Source organism: Amycolatopsis sp. NPDC023774, from assembly GCF_040639695.1.
Lineage (GTDB): Bacteria > Actinomycetota > Actinomycetes > Mycobacteriales > Pseudonocardiaceae > Amycolatopsis.
Genome location: NZ_JBFAAJ010000035.1, coordinates 37,199 through 55,655, shown reverse-complemented (window position 1 = coordinate 55,655; position 18,457 = coordinate 37,199). Strand labels below are relative to the sequence as shown.

Annotated in this window: 17 protein-coding genes; 13 read left to right on the top strand and 4 right to left on the bottom strand. The window is 72.2% G+C overall.

The genetic code is table 11. The features are described 5' to 3' along the window. Positions 1–36 precede the first annotated feature (36 nt). From AB0F91_RS40295 to AB0F91_RS40265, 7 genes are all read left to right on the top strand, one after another. Positions 37–1,833 carry a thiamine pyrophosphate-requiring protein gene (locus tag AB0F91_RS40295; RefSeq protein ID WP_360606616.1) on the top strand — a complete coding sequence of 599 codons (1,797 nt, stop codon included), beginning with the start codon at positions 37–39 and terminating at the stop codon, positions 1,831–1,833. After that, positions 1,830–2,930, top strand: coding sequence for an enolase C-terminal domain-like protein (locus AB0F91_RS40290; protein WP_360606614.1), 1,101 nt, complete (start codon positions 1,830–1,832; stop codon positions 2,928–2,930). The genes AB0F91_RS40295 and AB0F91_RS40290 overlap by 4 nt, the downstream gene beginning before the upstream one ends. Positions 2,931–2,943: 13 nt before the next feature. Beyond that, positions 2,944–6,009 (top strand): FAD-binding and (Fe-S)-binding domain-containing protein, encoded by a 3,066-nt coding sequence (locus AB0F91_RS40285; protein WP_360606612.1) that lies wholly within the window; start codon positions 2,944–2,946, stop codon positions 6,007–6,009. Between the two features lie 79 nt (positions 6,010–6,088). Next, positions 6,089–6,397 carry a hypothetical protein gene (locus AB0F91_RS40280; protein WP_360606610.1) on the top strand — a complete coding sequence of 103 codons (309 nt, stop codon included), beginning with the start codon at positions 6,089–6,091 and terminating at the stop codon, positions 6,395–6,397. A gap of 18 nt (positions 6,398–6,415) precedes the next feature. Next, positions 6,416–7,438, top strand: a complete 1,023-nt coding sequence (locus AB0F91_RS40275; protein ID WP_360606608.1) for an SDR family oxidoreductase — start codon at positions 6,416–6,418, stop codon at positions 7,436–7,438. Further along, positions 7,435–7,899 carry a trehalase-like domain-containing protein gene (locus AB0F91_RS40270; RefSeq protein ID WP_360606606.1) on the top strand — a complete coding sequence of 155 codons (465 nt, stop codon included), beginning with the start codon at positions 7,435–7,437 and terminating at the stop codon, positions 7,897–7,899. Before AB0F91_RS40275 ends, AB0F91_RS40270 begins: the two co-directional genes overlap by 4 nt. Positions 7,900–7,944: 45 nt before the next feature. Further along, entirely contained in the window at positions 7,945–9,183 is a 1,239-nt protein-coding gene (locus tag AB0F91_RS40265) for a glycoside hydrolase family 15 protein (RefSeq protein WP_360606604.1), read from the top strand. Between the two features lie 294 nt (positions 9,184–9,477). Here the strand turns inward: AB0F91_RS40265 and AB0F91_RS40260 are convergent, their stop codons facing one another. Further along, the gene (locus AB0F91_RS40260) at positions 9,478–10,002 is read right to left on the bottom strand and encodes a DUF2188 domain-containing protein (RefSeq protein WP_360606602.1); all 525 of its coding nucleotides are present in this window, start codon (positions 10,000–10,002) and stop codon (positions 9,478–9,480) included. A 2-nt stretch (positions 10,003–10,004) separates the two neighbouring features. Here AB0F91_RS40260 and AB0F91_RS40255 point away from each other — a divergent pair, with 2 nt between their 5' ends. The 5 genes from AB0F91_RS40255 (at position 10,005) to AB0F91_RS40235 (ending at position 14,733) form a co-directional block, all read left to right on the top strand. Next, complete coding sequence (locus tag AB0F91_RS40255; RefSeq protein WP_360606600.1) at positions 10,005–11,021, top strand: DNA topoisomerase IB; 1,017 nt, start codon at positions 10,005–10,007, stop codon at positions 11,019–11,021. A gap of 157 nt (positions 11,022–11,178) precedes the next feature. After that, the gene (locus AB0F91_RS40250; protein WP_360606598.1) at positions 11,179–12,003 is read left to right on the top strand and encodes an SDR family oxidoreductase; all 825 of its coding nucleotides are present in this window, start codon (positions 11,179–11,181) and stop codon (positions 12,001–12,003) included. Positions 12,004–12,235: 232 nt separating this feature from the next. Beyond that, entirely contained in the window at positions 12,236–12,421 is a 186-nt protein-coding gene (locus AB0F91_RS40245; protein ID WP_360606596.1) for a hypothetical protein, read from the top strand. Positions 12,422–12,561: 140 nt separating this feature from the next. Next, positions 12,562–13,503 carry a glycosyltransferase gene (locus AB0F91_RS40240; RefSeq protein ID WP_360606594.1) on the top strand — a complete coding sequence of 314 codons (942 nt, stop codon included), beginning with the start codon at positions 12,562–12,564 and terminating at the stop codon, positions 13,501–13,503. Between the two features lie 21 nt (positions 13,504–13,524). Continuing rightward, a complete protein-coding gene (locus tag AB0F91_RS40235) occupies positions 13,525–14,733 on the top strand; it encodes a glycosyltransferase (RefSeq protein WP_360606592.1) in 1,209 nt (402 codons plus the stop codon). A gap of 47 nt (positions 14,734–14,780) precedes the next feature. Here AB0F91_RS40235 and AB0F91_RS40230 read toward each other — a convergent pair whose 3' ends face one another. The 3 genes from AB0F91_RS40230 to AB0F91_RS40220 are packed head-to-tail and all read right to left on the bottom strand — an operon-like array spanning position 14,781 to position 17,376. Beyond that, positions 14,781–15,671 carry a glycosyltransferase gene (locus AB0F91_RS40230; protein WP_360606590.1) on the bottom strand — a complete coding sequence of 297 codons (891 nt, stop codon included), beginning with the start codon at positions 15,669–15,671 and terminating at the stop codon, positions 14,781–14,783. Further along, complete coding sequence (locus tag AB0F91_RS40225; protein WP_360606588.1) at positions 15,650–16,504, bottom strand: glycosyltransferase; 855 nt, start codon at positions 16,502–16,504, stop codon at positions 15,650–15,652. Before AB0F91_RS40225 ends, AB0F91_RS40230 begins: the two co-directional genes overlap by 22 nt. Further along, positions 16,501–17,376 carry a polysaccharide pyruvyl transferase family protein gene (locus tag AB0F91_RS40220; protein ID WP_360606586.1) on the bottom strand — a complete coding sequence of 292 codons (876 nt, stop codon included), beginning with the start codon at positions 17,374–17,376 and terminating at the stop codon, positions 16,501–16,503. The genes AB0F91_RS40225 and AB0F91_RS40220 overlap by 4 nt, the downstream gene beginning before the upstream one ends. Positions 17,377–17,447: 71 nt before the next feature. Between AB0F91_RS40220 and AB0F91_RS40215 the strand changes: the two genes are divergently transcribed. Further along, positions 17,448–18,404: a UDP-glucuronic acid decarboxylase family protein gene (locus AB0F91_RS40215; RefSeq protein WP_360606584.1), complete on the top strand. Its 957-nt coding sequence runs from the start codon at positions 17,448–17,450 to the stop codon at positions 18,402–18,404. The last annotated feature ends 53 nt before the right edge of the window (positions 18,405–18,457 follow it).

The following is an 18,457-nucleotide window of genomic DNA, read 5'->3' as shown; positions in this document are numbered from 1 at the left end:
TGTTTGCCGCTGACTGGACCGCGGTACTCGCACCGCATGAGTCAAACCGTTGCGGACTACGTGCTCCAGAGGCTGCGGGAATGGGACGTCGAGCAGGTGTTCGGCTATCCCGGTGACGGAATCAACGGCCTCGTCGCCGCGTTCGGTGAGGCTGACAACAAGCCGCGGTTCGTCCAAGCGCGCCACGAGGAAATGGCGGCCTTCGAGGCCGTCGGGTACGCCAAGTTCAGCGGCCGGCCCGGAGTGTGCCTGGCGACGTCCGGGCCGGGCGCGATCCACCTGCTCAACGGCCTGTACGACGCGAAGCTCGACCACGTTCCTGTCGTCGCGATCGTCGGGCAGACCGCGCGCAGTGCAATGGGCGGCAGCTACCAGCAAGAAGTGGACCTGCAGGCGTTGTACAAGGACGTGGCGAGTGAATACCTCGTCGAGGTCAACGTGGCCGAGCAGCTGCCCAACGCGCTCGACCGCGCGTTCCGCACCGCGATGGCAGGGCGGTGCCCCACGGCCCTGATCATCCCGGCCGACCTGCAGGAAGAGCCGTACTCACCGCCGCAGCACGCGTTCAAGCAGGTGCCCTCCAGCCCGCCGAGCACGGCGTGGTCACGGCCGGTCCCGTCGGAGGCTGACCTCGACGCCGCCGCCGAGGTGCTCAACGCGGGTGAGAAGGTCGCCATCCTGGTCGGACAGGGGGCCCGCGGCGCGGCCGCCGAGGTCCGCCAGGTCGCCGAAGTGACCGGCGCCGGCGTGGCGAAAGCGTTGCTGGGCAAGGACGTCCTGCCCGACGACCTGCCCTGGGTCACCGGCTCCATCGGCCTGCTCGGCACCCGCCCGAGCTACGAGCTCATGCGCGACTGCGACACGCTGCTGATCATCGGCTCGAACTTCCCGTACTCGCAGTTCCTGCCCGACTTCGGCCAGGCGCGCGCCGTGCAGATCGACCTCGACGGGCGCGTGATAGGGATGCGCTACCCGACCGAGGTCACCCTCGTCGGTGATGCCGGCGCCACCTTGCGCGCGCTGGTGCCCCGCCTGGCGAGCAAGGAAGACCGGTCCTGGCGGAAGAAGATCGAGAAGAACGTCGCGTCCTGGTGGGACACCGTCGACCGCGAAGCCGCCGTGGCGGCCGAGCCGGTGAACCCGATGAGCATCGTGTCCGAGCTGTCGCGCCGCCTGCCGGACAATGCGATCATGACGGCCGACTCCGGCTCGTCGACCAACTGGTACGCACGCAACCTGCGTATCCGCGGGGACGTCCGGGCTTCACTGTCGGGCACGCTCGCCACGATGGGGCCGGGCGTGCCGTACGCCATCGGCGCCAAGTTCGCTCACCCCGATCGGCCCGTGATCGCACTGGTCGGCGACGGTGCCATGCAGATGAACGGCCTCGCCGAACTGATCACCATCGCCCGTTACCGCAGCCTGTGGAGCGACCCGTGCTGCGTGATCTGCGTGTTCCACAACAACGACCTCAACCAGGTCACGTGGGAGCTGCGCGCGATGGGCGGCGCGCCGAAGTTCGAGGAGTCGCAAAGCCTGCCCGACGTCGACTACGCCGGGTTCGCCCTGTCCCTCGGCTTCACCGCCGTGACCGTCGACAAGGCCGAGCAGCTCGCCAGTGCCTGGGACACCGTGCTCGCCGCCGGCAAACCCGCGCTGCTCGACGTCCGCTGCGACCCCGAGGTGCCGCCGATCCCGCCGCACGCGACGTTCGAGCAGATGAAGTCCGCCACCCAGGCCGTGCTCAAGGGTGACCCCGACGCCCTGCACCTCGTGGTGCAAGGCGTGAAGACCAAGATGCAGGAGTTCCTGCCGAGCCGACGGGACAAATGACGCGCGGCTCGCCCCCGGTCGAGCGCGTCACCGCCCGCGCTCACCGGGTGCCGACCCCCGCACCCGAGGCCGACGGCACCCTCGAGTGGGACAGCACCACCATCGTGGTCGTCCACGTCGACGCCGGGCCGGTGCGCGGCCTCGGCTGGACCTACGCCGACGCGGCCTGCGCGCCGCTGGTCGAGCGCACGCTCGCGCCCGCCGTCCTCGGGGCGCCGGTGGCCGACGTCCGGGTGTGCTGGACAGCGATGCAGCGCGCGATCCGCAACCTCGGCCGCCCTGGCCTGGTCTCCTGTGCACTGTCCGCGGTGGACATCGCATTGTGGGACGCCGCCGCGCGATCGCTCGACGTGCCGCTGAGCCGGCTGCTCGGCCGCGTACACGACGACGTCGCCGTGTACGGCAGCGGCGGGTTCACCACCATGGCCGACGACGAGCTCACCCAGCAGCTCGAAGGCTGGGTGCACCGGCAGAGGATTCCGCGGGTGAAGATCAAGGTCGGCGAGTCGTGGGGTACGCGCGTGGACCGCGACCTCGAACGCGTGGCGCTCGCCCGCGACGTCATCGGAGACCGGGCGGCGCTGTACGTGGACGCCAACGGCGCCTACTCCGCCGGTCTGGCCGGCCGGCTGCTCGAGCCGCTGCGCGAGGCGGGCGTCACCTGGTTCGAGGAGCCGGTGTCGAGCGACGATCTCGACGGCCTGTCCCGGCTGCGCACCCCCGGCGGGCCCGACATCGCCGCCGGCGAGTACGGCTACGACTTGCCGGCCTTCGCCCGGCTGGTGCCTGTGGTCGATTGCCTGCAGATCGACGTCACGCGCTGTGGCGGCTACACCGAATGGCTCCGCGCCGCCGCGCTCGCGGCCGCCGTGAACCGCGAGGTGTCGGCCCACTGCGCGCCGAACCTGTCCGCGCACGTCGCGGTGGCGACACCGAACTTCCGGCACATCGAGTGGTTCGCCGACCACGACCGCATCGAGAACCTGTTGTTCGACGGCTGCCTCGACCCCGCGGGCAGTTCAGTCACTCCATCCCCTGCCGTGCCCGGCCACGGCCTGACCGTCCGGGCCGACGTCGCGGCCGGGTACCCGGCCTGAAGGAGGACCGCTGATGACCCACGTGGACCTGCCTGACCCTGTCGTCCGGCACCCACCGGCACCCGAACTCGACCTCGTCACGCTGGGCGAAGCGCTGCGGGCGCGCGTGCGCGGCGAAGTCCGGTTCGACGACGGCACGCGCGCGGCCTACTCCACCGACGCGTCGAACTTCCGCCAGGTACCACTCGGCGTGGTGGTGCCACGCTCACCCGACGACGCCGTCGAGGCACTGGCGGTCGCGCGCGAGTTCGGCGCTCCGGTGCTCTCGCGCGGCGGCGGCACCAGCCTCGCCGGGCAATGCACGAACACGGCGATCGTGCTCGACTGGTCCAAGTACTGCACGACGCTGGAGTCCGTCGACGAAGCCGCCCGCACGTGCGTCGTGCAGCCGGGAATCGTGCTCGACGAGCTGAACCGGCAACTGGCCCACACCGGCCTGCGGTTCGGGCCCGAACCGGCCACGCACATGAACTGCACCCTCGGCGGCATGATCGGCAACAACTCCTGCGGTGCCACCGCCCAGCGGACCGGCAAAGTCGTCGACAACATCGCGCGCCTGGAAGTCGTACTCGCCGACGGCACGCGCTTCTGGTGCGGCGAGACCACCGACGAGGAGTACGCCGAGATCGAACGTCACGGTGACGCACGGGCCGCGATCTACCGCCAGTTGCGCCGGCTGCGCGACGAGTACGCCGACGAGGTCCGCAATCGCTTCCCGGGCATCCCCCGGCGCGTGTCGGGGTACAACCTCGACTCGCTGTTGCCGGAGCACAACTTCGACGTCGCGGGCCTACTGGTCGGTTCGGAGTCCACTTTGGTCACTGTGCTGCGTGCGGAGCTGGAGCTGGTGCCGGTGCTGCCCGAGCGGACGCTGGTCGTGCTCGGCTACCCCGACATCGCCAGGGCCGCCGACACCGTGCCGAAGATCCTGCCGCACGAACCGGTCGCGCTCGAAGGTGTGGACCACAAGCTGATCCGCGACCAGCAGCTCAAAGACATGAACCCGCAGGCGCTGGCCGAGATGCCGGCGGGCCGCGCGTTCCTCATGGTGCAGTTCGGTGGACAGACCACCGAGGAGGTCGAACGCCGCGCACACGGGTTGCTGGAGGCGTTGCACGACACCGAACACGAAGCCGATGTCGCCTTCCTCGACGACCCCGCCCACGAAGAGGAGCTGTGGCAGGTGCGCGAAGCGGGGCTCGGCGCAACCGCGCACGTGCCCGGCAAGGCCGATACCTTCGAAGGCTGGGAGGACTCCGCCGTCGCCCCGGAGCGGCTCGGCGAGTACGTCCGGAAACTCACCGCTCTCTACGAGGAATTCGGCTACGCCAGTGACACCGGGCCGAGCCTCTACGGTCACTTCGGACAGGGCTGTGTGCACACCCGGATCCCGTTCGACCTCTACACCGCGGACGGCGTGGCCACCTACCGGCGGTTCATGGTCCGCGCGGCCGACCTCGTCGCCGAGCTGGGCGGTTCGTTCTCCGGCGAGCACGGTGACGGTCAGTCACGCGGGGAGCTGCTGCCGAAGATGTTCGGCACCGAGCTCGTCACCGCGTTCGGCCGGTTGAAGGCGATCTTCGATCCGGCCGACCGGATGAACCCGGGCAAGGTCGTCGCGCCCTACCGGCTCGACGAGAACCTCCGCCTCGGCGGCACGTGGTCACCCGCCGACCGGCAGGACCTGTACTTCCGCTTCCCCGACGACGGCGGATCGTTCGCGCAGGCCGCCAACCGCTGCGTGGGTGTCGGGCGCTGTCGCCAGCACGACACGTCATCGGGCGAAGTCATGTGCCCGTCCTACCAGGTCACCGGCGAGGAGGAACACTCGACGCGGGGGCGGGCACGGCTGCTGTTCGAGATGCCGCGCGGCCACGGCGACAGCCCGATCGGCGACGGCTGGCGCTCGACGGAGGTGAAGGACGCGCTCGACTTGTGCCTGGCCTGCAAGGGCTGCAAGACAGACTGTCCGGCCAATGTGGACATGGCGACGTACAAGGCTGAGTTTCTGGCCCACCACTACGAGGGCCGCCCGTGGCGCCGGCCGCGGTCGGACTTCACGATGGGCTGGCTGCCCGCGCTCGCACAGGTCGCCGGGCGGCTGCGGGCCGGGAAACTGGTCAACACCCTCACCCACGCGCCGGGCCTCGCGCGGCTGGCGACGCTCGCCGCAGGCGTCGAGGACCGCGAGGTCCCGGAGTTCGCCGGGGAAACGCTGCAGCAATGGTTCGCCCGCCATCGCCCGGCCGGCAACGGCGCGCGCGGCACGGTGCTGCTGTGGCCCGACACGTTCACGAATCACTTCCACCCGCGCGTCGGCCGAGCCGCGGTCCGCGTGCTGGAGGACGCGGGGTGGCGCGTTACCATGCGCGTGTCGCCGCTGTGCTGCGGGCTCACCTGGATCTCCACCGCGCAACTCGGCGCTGCCAAGCACATCCTGCGACGAACCGTCCGGGAGCTGGCGCCGCATGTGCGCGAAGGAGGCTTCGTAGTCGGCCTCGAACCCAGCTGCACGGCGGTGTTCCGCTCCGACGCGGCCGAGCTGTTCCCCGGCGACCAGGACGTCCGGCGGCTGCGGAACCAGACCGTCACGCTGGCCGAACTGCTCACCGAGCATTCCCCCGGCTACCGGCCGCCCCAGCTCGACACGAAGGCGATCGCCCAGGTCCACTGCCACCAGCACGCGATCATGGGCTGGTCCGCGGACGAACGGCTCCTGGCAGCGGCGGGCGTGGACGCCGAGCACCTCGGCTCCGGCTGCTGCGGCCTGGCAGGCAACTTCGGGTTCGAGAAGGGGCACCGCGAGGTCAGCGAAGCCTGCGCGGAGCGCGTGCTGCTCCCCCGGGTGCGCTCGGCACCCGCCGACACGGTCGTGCTGGCCGACGGGTTCAGCTGCCGCACGCAACTCCACGAGCTCGACAGCGGGGGCCGCGAAGGCGTGCACCTCGCGGAACTGCTCGCCTCCGCCCTCGGCACCTCCGAACCGGAGCCCGCGCGCCGCGGCAAGGGCATCGCGGCGGCCGCCGCGCTCGGCCTCGGTGCGGCCGCGGTGGCGGTGACGCGCCGGGTGCGAGCGTGATGAGGCCGCCGCTCGAGTCCACTCCCCCGTCGGGCGGTGGGCGGCGAGCACCTGGCGACCGTCCTGCGGTGAGGGCACGATGAGCCCCCGTGGAGTCGCGCTCGCGCGGGCCGGCTGGGGTGGGGTCTTGCTCACCGCGGCCCGCACGGTGCGTGGGCGTGAAGGGGTCGTGTTCGCCGGGCTCGGGGTGCGTCACCTCCTGCAGGCTGCGGTGGTGCTGGCTTGGCCGCGCAGCCGCGGCGCGCGGTGGGCGTGGGTACCCGACGTGGCACACGGCGTGAGCATGGTCGGTCTGGCCGGGGTGTCCCGGCGGTGGCGGACACCCGCCCTGGTCGGCGTGGTGGAGGCGGCGGCGTGGGCGGGCGCCGCCCGGACCTCGCGGCCCTGAACGGATCGGAGGGTCCAGATGACGGACAACGCGAACCCGGCTCCGGTGGTGGTCGTGACCGGGGCGAGCGGGGGCATCGGCCGGGCGGTGGCGCGGGCGTTCGGCGCGCGCAAGGCTCGCGTCGCGCTGCTGGCGCGGGGCAAGGAGGGGCTGAGCGCCGCGGCCGAGGACATCCGGCGGGAAGGCGGGACAGCGCTCCCGATTCCCACGGACGTGGCCGACTTCGCGCAGGTGGACGCGGCCGCCACGCGGGCCGAGTACGAGCTCGGGCCGATCGACACGTGGGTGAACGTGGCGTTCACGTCGGTGTTCGCCCGCTTCTCCGACATCCGGCCCGAGGAGTTCCGGCGGGTCACCGAAGTCAGCTATCTCGGCTACGTCCACGGCACGATGGCCGCGCTCAACCGGATGAAGCCGCGTGACCGCGGCACCGTCGTGCAGGTCGGGTCGGCGCTCGCGTACCGCGGGATCCCGCTGCAGAGCGCGTACTGCGGAGCGAAGCACGCCATCCAGGGCTTCAACGAGGCCCTGCGGTGCGAGCTGCTGGCCGAGCACAGCGGGGTCCACGTGACGATGGTGCAGATGCCGGCCGTCAACACCCCGCAGTTCTCGTGGGTGCTGTCGCGGCTGCCCCGCCACGCGCAGCCCGTGCCACCGATCTACCAGCCCGAAGTGGCGGCCGGCGCGGTGCTGTACGCCGCCGACCACCCGCGGCGACGCGAGTACTGGGTGGGCGGTAGCACGGTCGGCACGCTCGTCGCGAACGCCGTCGCCCCCGGGATCCTGGACCGCTACCTCGCGCTGACCGGCTTGCGCTCGCAGCAGACGAAGGAGCCCACTCCGGCTGACCAGCCGGCGAACCTGTGGCAGCCGGCCGACGGGACCGGGGGCCATGACTTCGGCGCGCACGGCGAGTTCGACGCCCAGGCCACCCCGCGCAGCGTCCAGCAGTGGGCCAGCCGGCACCACGGCCTGCTGGCAGCAGCGGGCGGCGCGCTCACGGCGAGTGCGCTCGGCGTGTGGCGATGGGCTCGGGCATGAGCGACTGGCAGGACTTCGCGCCCCACGTCCTGCGCGAGTACGCCCTGCTGGCCGACGGTGAGCGCGGCGCGCTGTGCGGGCCGCGGGGCAACATCGCGTGGCTGTGTGCGCCCGGTTGGGCCGACAGCGCCGTGGTCTCCACGCTCATCGGCGGGCGCGGGAGCTACTCCGTGAGCCCGGTGGAAACCTGCGTCTGGGGCGGGTACTACGAACCCGGCACGCTGATCTGGCGCCACCGGTGGGTCAGCCCGCGCACGGTCGTCGAGTGTCGGGACGCCCTGGCCTACCCCGCCGACCCGCGGCGGGTCGTGGTTCTGCGGCGCGTCGAAGCGGTGGAACGGGACATCGCCGTGCGCGTGCAGCTCGACCTGCGCGACGGATTCGGCGGCCGCTCGATGCGTGAGCTGTCGCGCGACGAGCACGGCGTCTGGACCGCCCGCACCGGCGACCTGCGCCTGTGATGGAGCGGCGGGGCCCGCGCCCGCCCGGACGGAGAAGGCCGGCTCGTGCTGGACCTCGAGCTGCCCGGCGGAACAAGCCACGACCTCGTTCTCGAGATCAGCGCCAGGCGGCTGCCCGAACGACCCGTCGCGGAGGAACTGTGGAGCGCCACGGAGCACACCTGGCAGCGGGTCGTGCCGCCGCTCGACGGCACCGTCGCGCCCCGCGACGCCCGGCACACCTACGCGGTGCTGCGTGGACTCACCACCGCCGCAGGCGGCATGGTCGCCGCGGCCACACTGGGCCTCCCCGAACGCGCGGAGGCCGGGCGCAGCTACGACTACCGCTACGTCTGGCTGCGTGACCAGTGTTATGCCGGGCTGGCCGCGTCCGTCGTCGAGGGCGACCCGCTGCTCGACGACGCCGTCGCGTTCACCTCCGCGCGGGTGCTGGAACACGGCGACAAGCTGCTGCCCGCCTATCGCACCGACGGGCGGCCTCCACCGGACGAGACCACTCTCCGGCTGCCGGGCTACCCGGGCGGAAGACCGATCGCCGGCAACCACGTCAACGGCCAGTTCCAGCTCGACACGATCGGCGAAATGCTGCAGCTCTACGGCGCCGCCGCCCGGCACGACCGGCTCACGCCCGACGCCGAACGCGCCGTCGACGTGTGCGTTGACCTGATCACCCGCCGCTGGAACGAGCCGGAAGCCGGCGTGTGGGAACTGGAAGACGACTGGTGGACCCACTCCCGGCTGGCGTGCGTCGCGGGTTTGCGCGCGATTGCCCGGCACCGTGCACCTGCTGCCGCCGCGCAGCTGGCCGGCCTCGCGGATCGCCTGCTCGCCGAGACGACCGACCGCTGCGTCGACCACCGGGGAGCGTGGTTACGTGCGCCCGGGCGCATCGGCACGGACGCCGCTCTGCTCCTGCCCCCGGTCCGTGGCGCCCTGCCCGCCACCGACCCGCGCACCCTCGCGACCTTGCAGGCCGTCCGCACCGAGCTGTGCCAGGACGGCTACGTCTACCGCTTCGCCCCGGACGGCCGCCCCCTCGGCGAGGCCGAAGGGGCCTTCCTGCTGTGCGGCTTCACCATGGCCCTCGCCTGCCGGCACCAGGGCAACGACGTCGACGGCTTCCGGTGGTTCGAACGCAGCCGCGCTGCCTGCGGCCCGCCCGGCCTGCTGGCCGAGGAATACGACGTGCGCCAGCGGCAACTGCGCGGCAACCTGCCTCAGGCATTCGTGCACGCCCTGCTGCTCGAGACCGCCCACCGGCTCGCGGGCGACGCACAGTCTTGACACCGGGTCAGCGACACCGCCCCGGCCCCGCCACGGCGTGCAGCGGGAGCACTGTGGCGCCGAGTCGCCGGGACAGCGGCAGCAACCGCAGCGCCGGCGTCTCCGCGACGTGTTCCGAGTGCCGTGCGGAGACCTCTCGGCCTCGCGCCGGAAGCCGGGCGAAACTCGGTGCGCCGCGCTCGGCGCCGCACGGTCGCCCGGCCCCTGGCTCAGCCGGTAGAGCGCCGGTGTTCCCCGGCGAGCACCCGCGCCGCCATTCGCAGTGAACCTGCCGCGCGTGTCCGAAACCCTGGCTCAGGAACTGGGTTCCACCCGAACACCCTTGTGGCTCTGGCCGTAGTCGTCGTGGCTGACGAGAGAACCCAGCTCGTCGCGCACGCGGTGCGCTACGCGGCGGGCCTTGGCCATATGCCGCCCCGTCTTGACGGCGAGCGCGCGATCCTTGAAGGTGTTCGACGCACGTCGATGACCGTCGATCTTGTTCTTCCACAAGCCATTTTCGTGAAACGTCTCCACGTCGCCGTCCATGAGGCGACCCTCCTCTCGTTTCTCAGGAAAGCGCTGGGTACCCGACGCGGCGCCGTCCACACGCGCCTGTGTCGAAGCACGCCGGTCCGGTAGCCGGCCGGCCACGCGCAGGGCGCGCGACTGTTGCTCGTGCTCTGCGCCACGGCCGCGAGATCGCGCGCGGAATTCGTCACAGACCTCCGCGCAGCACGCGCGATAGACGACCTCGCGCTCGACGACCGGCGCGACGACGTGGCGCGGGCGTGACCCCTCAACGGTGGTTGCCGTGCCCGAACAGCGGGTAACGACCAAGCGTGACCTCGACCAGGCTGCGGCGCAGCGACCCTGCGTCGCCCGGCATCCGGCGCCACCGGCGCGGCCGCGGCTTCTCCTACACCGGCGTCTCGGGTGAACGGCTCGCCGACGCCGAAGCGCTGGCGCGCATCGACGACCTCGTGATCCCCCCGGCCTGGCGCGACGTGTGGATCTGCCCGTGGCCCAACGGGCACATCCAGGCCGTCGGCACCGACGCCGCCGGCCGCCGCCAATACCTCTACCACGAACAGTGGCGGCGTCGGCGCGACGAGGAGAAGCACGACCGCGTGCTGGCCATGGCCCGGCGGCTCCCCCAGTGGCGCGCGGGCGTGGCAGAGGACCTCGCCGGACGCGGCCTCACCCGCCGACGCGTGCTGGCCGCGGCCCTGCGCATGCTCGACCGCGGCATCTTCCGCACCGGCGGCGAAGAGTACGCAGAGGAGAACGGCACGCACGGCGTCGCGACGTTGCTGCGTGAGCACGCCTGCGTCCGATCCGGTACGTGCGTGTTCGAATACCCGGCCAAGGGCGGGATCGACCGGGCGGTGTCGATCGAGGACCCCGAGCTCGCGAAGGTGGTCCGTGCGCTGCTGCGCAGCCGGGCCGGAAGCGACCGGCTGCTCGTTTACCACACTCGTGAGGGCTGGCACGAGATCCACGCCGCCGATGTCAATGACCGTTTCAAGGAGCTCGCGGGCGAGGACTGCACCGCCAAGGACCTACGGACGTGGAACGCCACCGTGCTCGCGGCCACCGCCTTCGCGTCCGCTGAGCCGCCCCGGTCCCAGCGTGGGCGCAAACGCGCCGAGGCCGCCGTGATGCGTGAGGTGGCCGAGGCGCTCGGCAACACCCCGGCCGTGTGCCGCTCGTCCTATGTGGACCCACGGCTGGTCGAGGCATACCGCTCGCGGCAGACCATTGCCGCAGCCGTGAAGCGAGCTGCGAAGCTGGAGGGCGATGCGGCGCGGGCAGTGCTCGAACGCGCCACCGCACGGTTGCTCGCGAAGCTCCGCTGAACCCGGCGCGTGCCCTGGATCTCCTCCGGCCCACACACCCGGCACCGCGATCGGTCGGCCCCACGCGCGGGCCGGCCCGCCGCCCACGTCGGCCGGCTGTGTTTGACGAGGTGGCCCGCGGGTAGCCGCGAGCCATCGAACGGAGGAGGAGAAGTCGATGGCGTTTCCCGCACCCCTGCCCGCGGACACCGACCGGCCCCGCACCGCCATCGTGACCGGCGCGGACTCCGGCATCGGCCGGGCCGTGGCGGTCGCGCTCGCCGGCGGCGGCCTCGACGTGGGCATCACCTACCACTCCGACGGCCAGGGCGCCGAAGACACCGCGGCCGAGGCCCGGGAAGCGGGCGTGACGGCTGTCGTGCGGCAACTGGACCTCACCGAGCTGCCGGGCGCCGCCGAGGTTGTCGACGACCTGGCGGGCAAGCTCGGCGGCGTCGACGTTCTCGTCAACTGCGCCGGCACCGGCAGCCGTGAGCCGGCCGTCGACATGGACTTCGCGAGCTGGCGTCAGGTGCTCGAGGTCGATCTCGACGGGGTGTTCCTGTGCGCGCAACGCGCCGCGCGGCGCATGATCGACGCCGGGCGCGGCGGGCGGATCATCACCATCACGAGCGTGCACGAGCACGTGCCCCGCGTCGGCGCGGCGCCCTACTGCGCGGCCAAGGCCGGTGCGGGCGCACTCACCCAGGTGCTGGCACTGGAACTCGCGGAACACGGCATCACCGTGAACTCCGTCGCGCCCGGCGAGATCTCCACGCCGATGACCGGCCAGACCGACGCCGATCCACGCGAGCAGGACCGGCCCGGCATTCCGCTCGGCCGTCCGGGTCACGCGCGCGAGGTCGCCGCCGCTGTCGCGTTCCTGGCCACGCCGGCCGCCGGATACATCACCGGTGCTTCCCTCGTCGTCGACGGTGGGCTCATGCTGATGGGCGCGCAGGCAGGCACCGCGTTCCCGGACCAGAGCTGGCGCACGCCGTAGGTTCCCGGCGCCGCGCGGGTACTCCCGACGCATGAGCAAGTCGCTGTACAGCCCGCTGTACCTCGTCGGAGGCGCCCTTGGCGGGCTTGCGACCGGCCTGGTGGTCACACTGCCGGGATCGCACAGGACGCGACCTTCGATGCGGTGAAGGCCGCCGCCGAACGGGCCGCCGCAGCCGGCTTCGAGAAGGCGCGCGCCGAGTGGCCCGACGAGGATTGAACCTGGAGGAACCATGGACGACGAACCCCGAACCCGAGAACCGCGCCATCCGGCCGGCGAAGAAGACTCGAGCGGCAATCACCCGGGCGAACCGGCACCACCGCGGCGCAACCCCCGCGATACACCGCTCGAAGACGACGAGGGCCGCGCGCGGCCCGGGCACCCCGGCGGGTCGGAGAACTTCCGCGGCGGCGACTGAGCGGTACCCGGCGGGCCCCGATCGGGGAGGGGGCCCGCCCGGCGTCTGCACCCACCGCGGCACCCACCGCGTAACCGGCGCGGCCGGATACCCCGTTTTCCGGCACGTTTAACGTGCGTTCTGCGGGAAATCAGGGAGCCATGATCGCACCCGATTCCCGGCGTCTTCGTGTGCTGCTGTGGCACGTGCACGGGTCGTGGACCGACGCCTTCGTCCGCGGCCGGCACCACTACCTCCTGCCGGTCTCTCCCGCGAAAGCGCCGTGGGGTCTCGGGCTCGCCGGGCGCGACTGGCCCTCGGCGAGCGAGGTGGCGCTCGACGAGCTGGCCGAGGCGGAACCCGACGTCGTCGTGTTGCAACGGCCCGAGGAACTCGGCGTGGCCGAGCGTCTGGGGGTCCCGGCCGTGTATGTCGAGCACAACGCCCCACGGCCCTATGCGGCGTCGAGCGAGCACCCGCTGGCCGGGCGCTCCGACGTCCCCGTCGTCCACGTGACGCACTTCAACGAGGCCATGTGGGACTGCGGAAGCGCCCCGACGAGGGTGATCCCCCACGGCATCCCCGACCCCGGCGCGCGCTACACCGGCGAGCTGGAGGCCGGCGTCTCGATGATCAACGAGCCGGTGCGCCGCCGCCGGGTGACCGGGGCCGACCTGCTGGACGTGTTCGCCGAGGTCGCGCCCGTCGACGTGTTCGGCATGGGGACCGAGGAGCTGACCGGCCGCGTGCGCGGGCTCGGGGACGTGACGGCACCAGCGCTGCACGACGAGATCGCGCGCCGGCGGGTGTTCCTGCACACCGCGCGCTGGACGTCGCTGGGCCTGTCACTGCTCGAGGCGATGCACCTCGCGATGCCGGTCGTCGTCTTCGCCTCGACCGAAGCGGTCACCGCCGTGCCGCCCGAGGCCGGCGTGCTGTCCACTGATGTCGCCGCGCTGGCCAAGGGGTTCCGCGAGCTGCTGCACGAGCCGGACTTCGCCGCACTCGCGGGACAGAACGCGCGCGCGTACGCGCTCAAGCACTTCGGCCTCGACGCGTTCCTGAGCGCCTGGGACCACCTCCTCACCGAGATCACTCGCTGACCCGAAGGGAGCACCACACCGATGAAGATCGCGATGGTGTCCGAGCACGCGAACCCCCTGGCCGCACTGGGTGAAGAAGACGCCGGCGGGCAGAACGTGCACGTCGCGGAGCTGTCAGCCGCGCTCGTGCGGGCAGGCCACGACGTGACCGTCTACACGCGGCGGGAGGATCACGACCAGAACGATGAGCTCACCACCCCGCACGGCTACCGCGTGGTGCACGTGCCCGCCGGCCCTGCGCGGAAGCTGCCGAAGGACCAACTGCTGCCGCACATGGGCACGTTCGGGAGTTACCTGCGCGACCGCTGGCGCGTCGAGCGGCCCGATGTCGCCCACGCTCACTTCTGGATGTCGGGCGTCGCGACCTCGCTGGCTGCGAATGCCACCGGCACACCGACCGCGCAGACCTTCCACGCACTCGGTGTGGTGAAGAAACGGCATCAGGGCGACAAGGACACGAGCCCCGCCGACCGGATCCGCCTGGAGCGCCTCGTCGGTCGTCGCGCCGGCCGGGTGATCGCCACCTGCTCCGACGAGGTTTTCGAGCTTTCCCGCATGGGTGTGCCCCGCACGCGCATCTCGATCGTGCCGTGCGGCGTCGACCTCAAGCGGTTCACCCCGGACGGCCACGTCGCCAAGTGCCGGGCCGCCCACCGCCTCGTCGCCGTCGGCCGGCTGGTGCCGCGCAAGGGGTTCGACACGGCGATCGCGGCCCTCGCGCGGCTGCCCGACACCGAACTCGTGATCGCCGGCGGCCCGGAGAAGGGCCGGCTGGCATCCGATCCGGAGGCGCTGCGCCTGCGGCAGCTGGCGCAGCGAACCGGGGTTGCCGATCGCGTCCGGTTCGCCGGCCAGGTGTCCCGTTCGACCATGCCGGCGCTCCTGCGCTCGGCCGACGCGGTGGTCTGCACGCCTTGGTACGAACCCTTCGGCATCGTCCCGCTCGAAGCCATGGCTTGCGGCGTGCCCGTCGTGGCCGCGGCGGTGGGCGGGCTCACCGACACCGTCGTCGACGGCGTCACGGGTCTGCTCGTGCGCCCCCGCCGCGCCGACGAACTCGCCGCCCGCGTCCGGCTGCTCATCGAGGATCCGGGGCTGCGCCACGCCTACGGATCCGCAGGCCTTGATCGGGCCCGAGCGCGGTACTCCTGGGATCGCGTGGCGGCGGACACCGTACGGGCCTACCACAAGATCGTGCCGGAACTCGCTGCGACCGCGGAAGCCCGCTGACCGCGGGCCCTGCCCGGGCGGTGCACTCGCTCGGGCAGGGCCCGCGCTCAGCCGACGTAGCGGCGGGCTTTCGAATTCCGCTGCGGCCCCTCCAGCATCTGCAGCCCCTCCTCCACCGCCGGCGGCACCACGCGGCGCTCGGCCAGCACCCACGGCAGCCCCCGCATCACCTCACCCAGCGCAGCCAGCGTCGCGCCGTCCAGAGGCGCCGAGCGCAGCACATCGGCGCCGCGGCGGAAGACCGCGGACCAGGGGCGGCGCAGGAGCAGCGTCCACAGGGTGTTGCGGATCCCGAGCCGCCGGCGGCGGCGGGGATCGCGCAGAGGTGAGGGGGCGTGGTGGATCACGACGTCCTCGGCCCAGCACATCCACCAGCCGCGCGCGGCGAGGTCGAGAGCGAAGAGCTCTTCCTCGCCGCCGAGCCACATCCTGGGCGAGAAACCACCGACTTCACGGAAGGCGTCGACGCGCACGGCGGTGAGGCCGGCCATGATCCCGAGCAGCGCTGGTCCGGGGAGCCAGTCGGGGCCGGGCACGGGTGACCCGCGCAGCTCGGGGGTGATGGGGTCCTCCGCCAGGCCGGGCTCGACGAGGCATCGGCCCGTCACGGAACCGAGCCCGGGGTGCTGGTCCAGCAGTTCGGCGGCGCGGGTGAGGGCACCCGGCTGCCAGCAGGTGTCGTCGTCGCAGAAGGCGACGTGGGGCGTCGTCACCTCGGCGACCGCGACATTGCGCGCGACCGCGCCCAGGTTCTCGTCCAGCCGCAAGAGCCGGACGCCGGGGAATTCGCGCGCCACCATCGACGCCGAGCCGTCGGCGGACGCGTTGTCCACGACGACGATCGGCGCGTTGTCGGGCAGCGACGTCATGTGCGCCAGCGTGCGCCGCAGCTGTTCGCGGCGGTTGCAGGTGATGATCACGACGGAGATGCGGGGCACTTCGCGGTTCCTTCCAGTGTGCGGGCCTGGTGTTCGACGGGGGTGGGCAGCACGCGTCGTTCGCGCACGGCGCGCGGCAGCCGCGGCAGCGCGCCCAGCATGGCCGACGGTGCGGTTCGGGCCGTGCGCAGTACTTCACGCCACGGCCGGCGCAGCACGGCGATGAGCAGCCGGTTGCGGGCTTCCGCACGGCGGCGCCACGACGAAGGCGGCCGCGAGCGCGACGGGTGGTGGTGCGCCCGCAGGTCCTCGACGTAACAGAGGTCCCACCCGCGCGCGGCGAGGTCGTAGGACAGCAGCTGCTCCTCCGCGCCGAAGTGCAGTAGCGGGCTGAAGCCGCCCACCTCCAGGTAGGCCTCGCGGCGCACGATCGCCGAGCACGCCAGGAAGCCGAGCACGAGCGGCCCGGGCGCGTTGCGGGGCCGGCCCAGCGGGCTGTCCGCCATCTCGGGGGTCACGGGATCCTCGCGGCACTCGGGGCCGACGAGCGTGCGGGCGGCGAGCAGACCTACCCGGGGGTACTCGCCGAAGATGCGCTCCGCCTCGCTCAGTGCGTCCGGCGCCCACCAGGAGTCGTCGTCGCTGAAGGCGACGTACGGCGTACCAGCCACCCGCACGCCCAGGTTGCGCGCCGCGGCACCGAGGTTGTGCGGCAGCTTGATCAGACGCACCTGCGGGTACGACGACGCGACGGCCGCGGTGTCGTCGCAGGAGGCGTTGTCCAGCACCACAACCGGAGGTTTCGGCTCCAGTGTCGACAGTTCCGCCAGCGTCCGGTCGAGCTCGCGAGCGCGGTCCCGGGTCACGATGACCACCGTCGTGCGCGCGCTCACCGCGAACCCACCAGCTCTCCGACCAGACCTGCCAAAGTGGACTCCGGCCCCGGCACACCGGTGACCGCGCGGGCGCGCCCGCGCGGCGAAAGGCACCACGCCAGCCGGTCGTCCAGCAGCGCGCGATCGCCCGCGCCCGACGCCGAGACGACCGGCCAGCCCAGTACGTGCCCTTGCACCGTCACCTTGCCGCCTCCCGAGATCGGGTCGACCGCGACCACCGGCACCCCGGCCTTGAGGCCGAGCACCAGCCCGTGCAGCCTGGTCGTCACGACCACGTCCATTCTCGACAGTGTCGTGACGAACTGGTCCGGCGTGGCGCACCGCTGCCAGTCCTCGTGCGCGAGCCGTGAATCCAGCGAGACGCGGGCGCAGTCGAGGCCGGCGAGCCAACCGGTGAGCGCGTCGTGCACCTCGTCGTGGCGGCCGGCCGTGCCGTACTCCGGCTGTCGTGGTGCGAGCACAACACCGAGCACGGGCGCCGGCGACGTGGCCGCGCTCAACGACAAGTCCGGGGCCGACGTCGTGGCGTCGTCACGCGGGAGGATGCGGTGGAACCCGGTCACGGCCGCATCGTCCGGATCGGGCACCGACACGCCCACCGCGATGCGCCGGCACGCCGAGTACCGCTCGTGCAGTTCACGCAGCTGCGGCCCGTGCACGGGGCCGCAGGCGAACACCACGTGCGTGTAGTCCCCAGGTGGCGCTGCGCCCAGGTGCAGCGTGCCCGGGCGGAACGCCGGGCTCCACGCGACGTCGTGGTCGATCCCCGCGGCCGCCAGCGCGGCCCCGGCAGCGCGCAACCCCAGGACGTCACCGGCCGTCGCTTCGCCGTGGAGAAAACTGGCCCAACCCGTGAGCAGAACTCGCATGATCGCCGGATACCCGCCCACGGGCGCCTCACACGGTTTCGCCGCCACCGGTGCCGGGTAGCCGCCACGGCATGACGACCAGGCGATTCGATCGCGCCGTGGTGACCGGAGGCGCCGGTTTCGTCGGCGCTCACCTGTGCGCGCTCCTGCTTTCCGAAGGTCTCGAAGTGACCGCTGTGGACAATCTGGCGACGGCTTGTCCTGCCACGCTCGAAGACCTCCGCCGCCACGACCGCTTCCGGTTCGTGCGCCACGACGTCACCGAGCCGATCCCGCTCGATGACCCGGCGGACGTCGTGTTCCACCTCGCGTCCGCGGCCTCACCGCGCGACTACCTCGCGCTGCCGATCGAAACCTTGCGCGCCGGCTCCCACGGCACGGAGCAGGCGCTCGAACTCGCCCGCCGCGACGGCGCCCGCTTCGTGCTCGCCTCCACCAGCGAGGTCTACGGCGACCCCCTCGAACACCCGCAGCACGAACGCTACTGGGGCAACGTCAATCCGATCGGGCCGCGCAGCGTCTACGACGAAGCCAAGCGCTACGCCGAAGCGCTCACCTCCGCCTATCGCCGCGAGCACGGCGTCGACACGGCCATCGCCCGGATCTTCAACACCTACGGCCCCGGGATGCGCGTGAACGACGGCCGCATGATCCCGGCGTTCTTCACCCAGGCGCTGGCCGGAGAGCCACTCACCGTGACCGGTACCGGCGAGCAGACGCGCTCGATCTGCTACGTCGAGGACACCGTCGGCGGCCTCGTCGCGCTCGCTCGCTCCGGGTACCCGGGGCCGGTCAACCTCGGCAACCCCGACGAGCTGACCGTCCGTCAGGTCGCCGAACGCATCAAGGCGATCGTCAGGTCCGACTCGGCCGTCGAGTACGTCGACGCGGTGGTCGACGACCCGCAGCGGCGGTGCCCCGACATCTCACTCGCGCGCGAGGTCCTGGGCTGGGAACCCAAGATCGACGCGGACGACGGGCTCCGTCGCACGGCGGCGTGGTTCCGGCAGTTCCGTCGCGCTGAGTAGCGACGCCCAGGGCTTTTGCCGTCGGCCGTTTATTTATGACTTCGCCGGGTAGC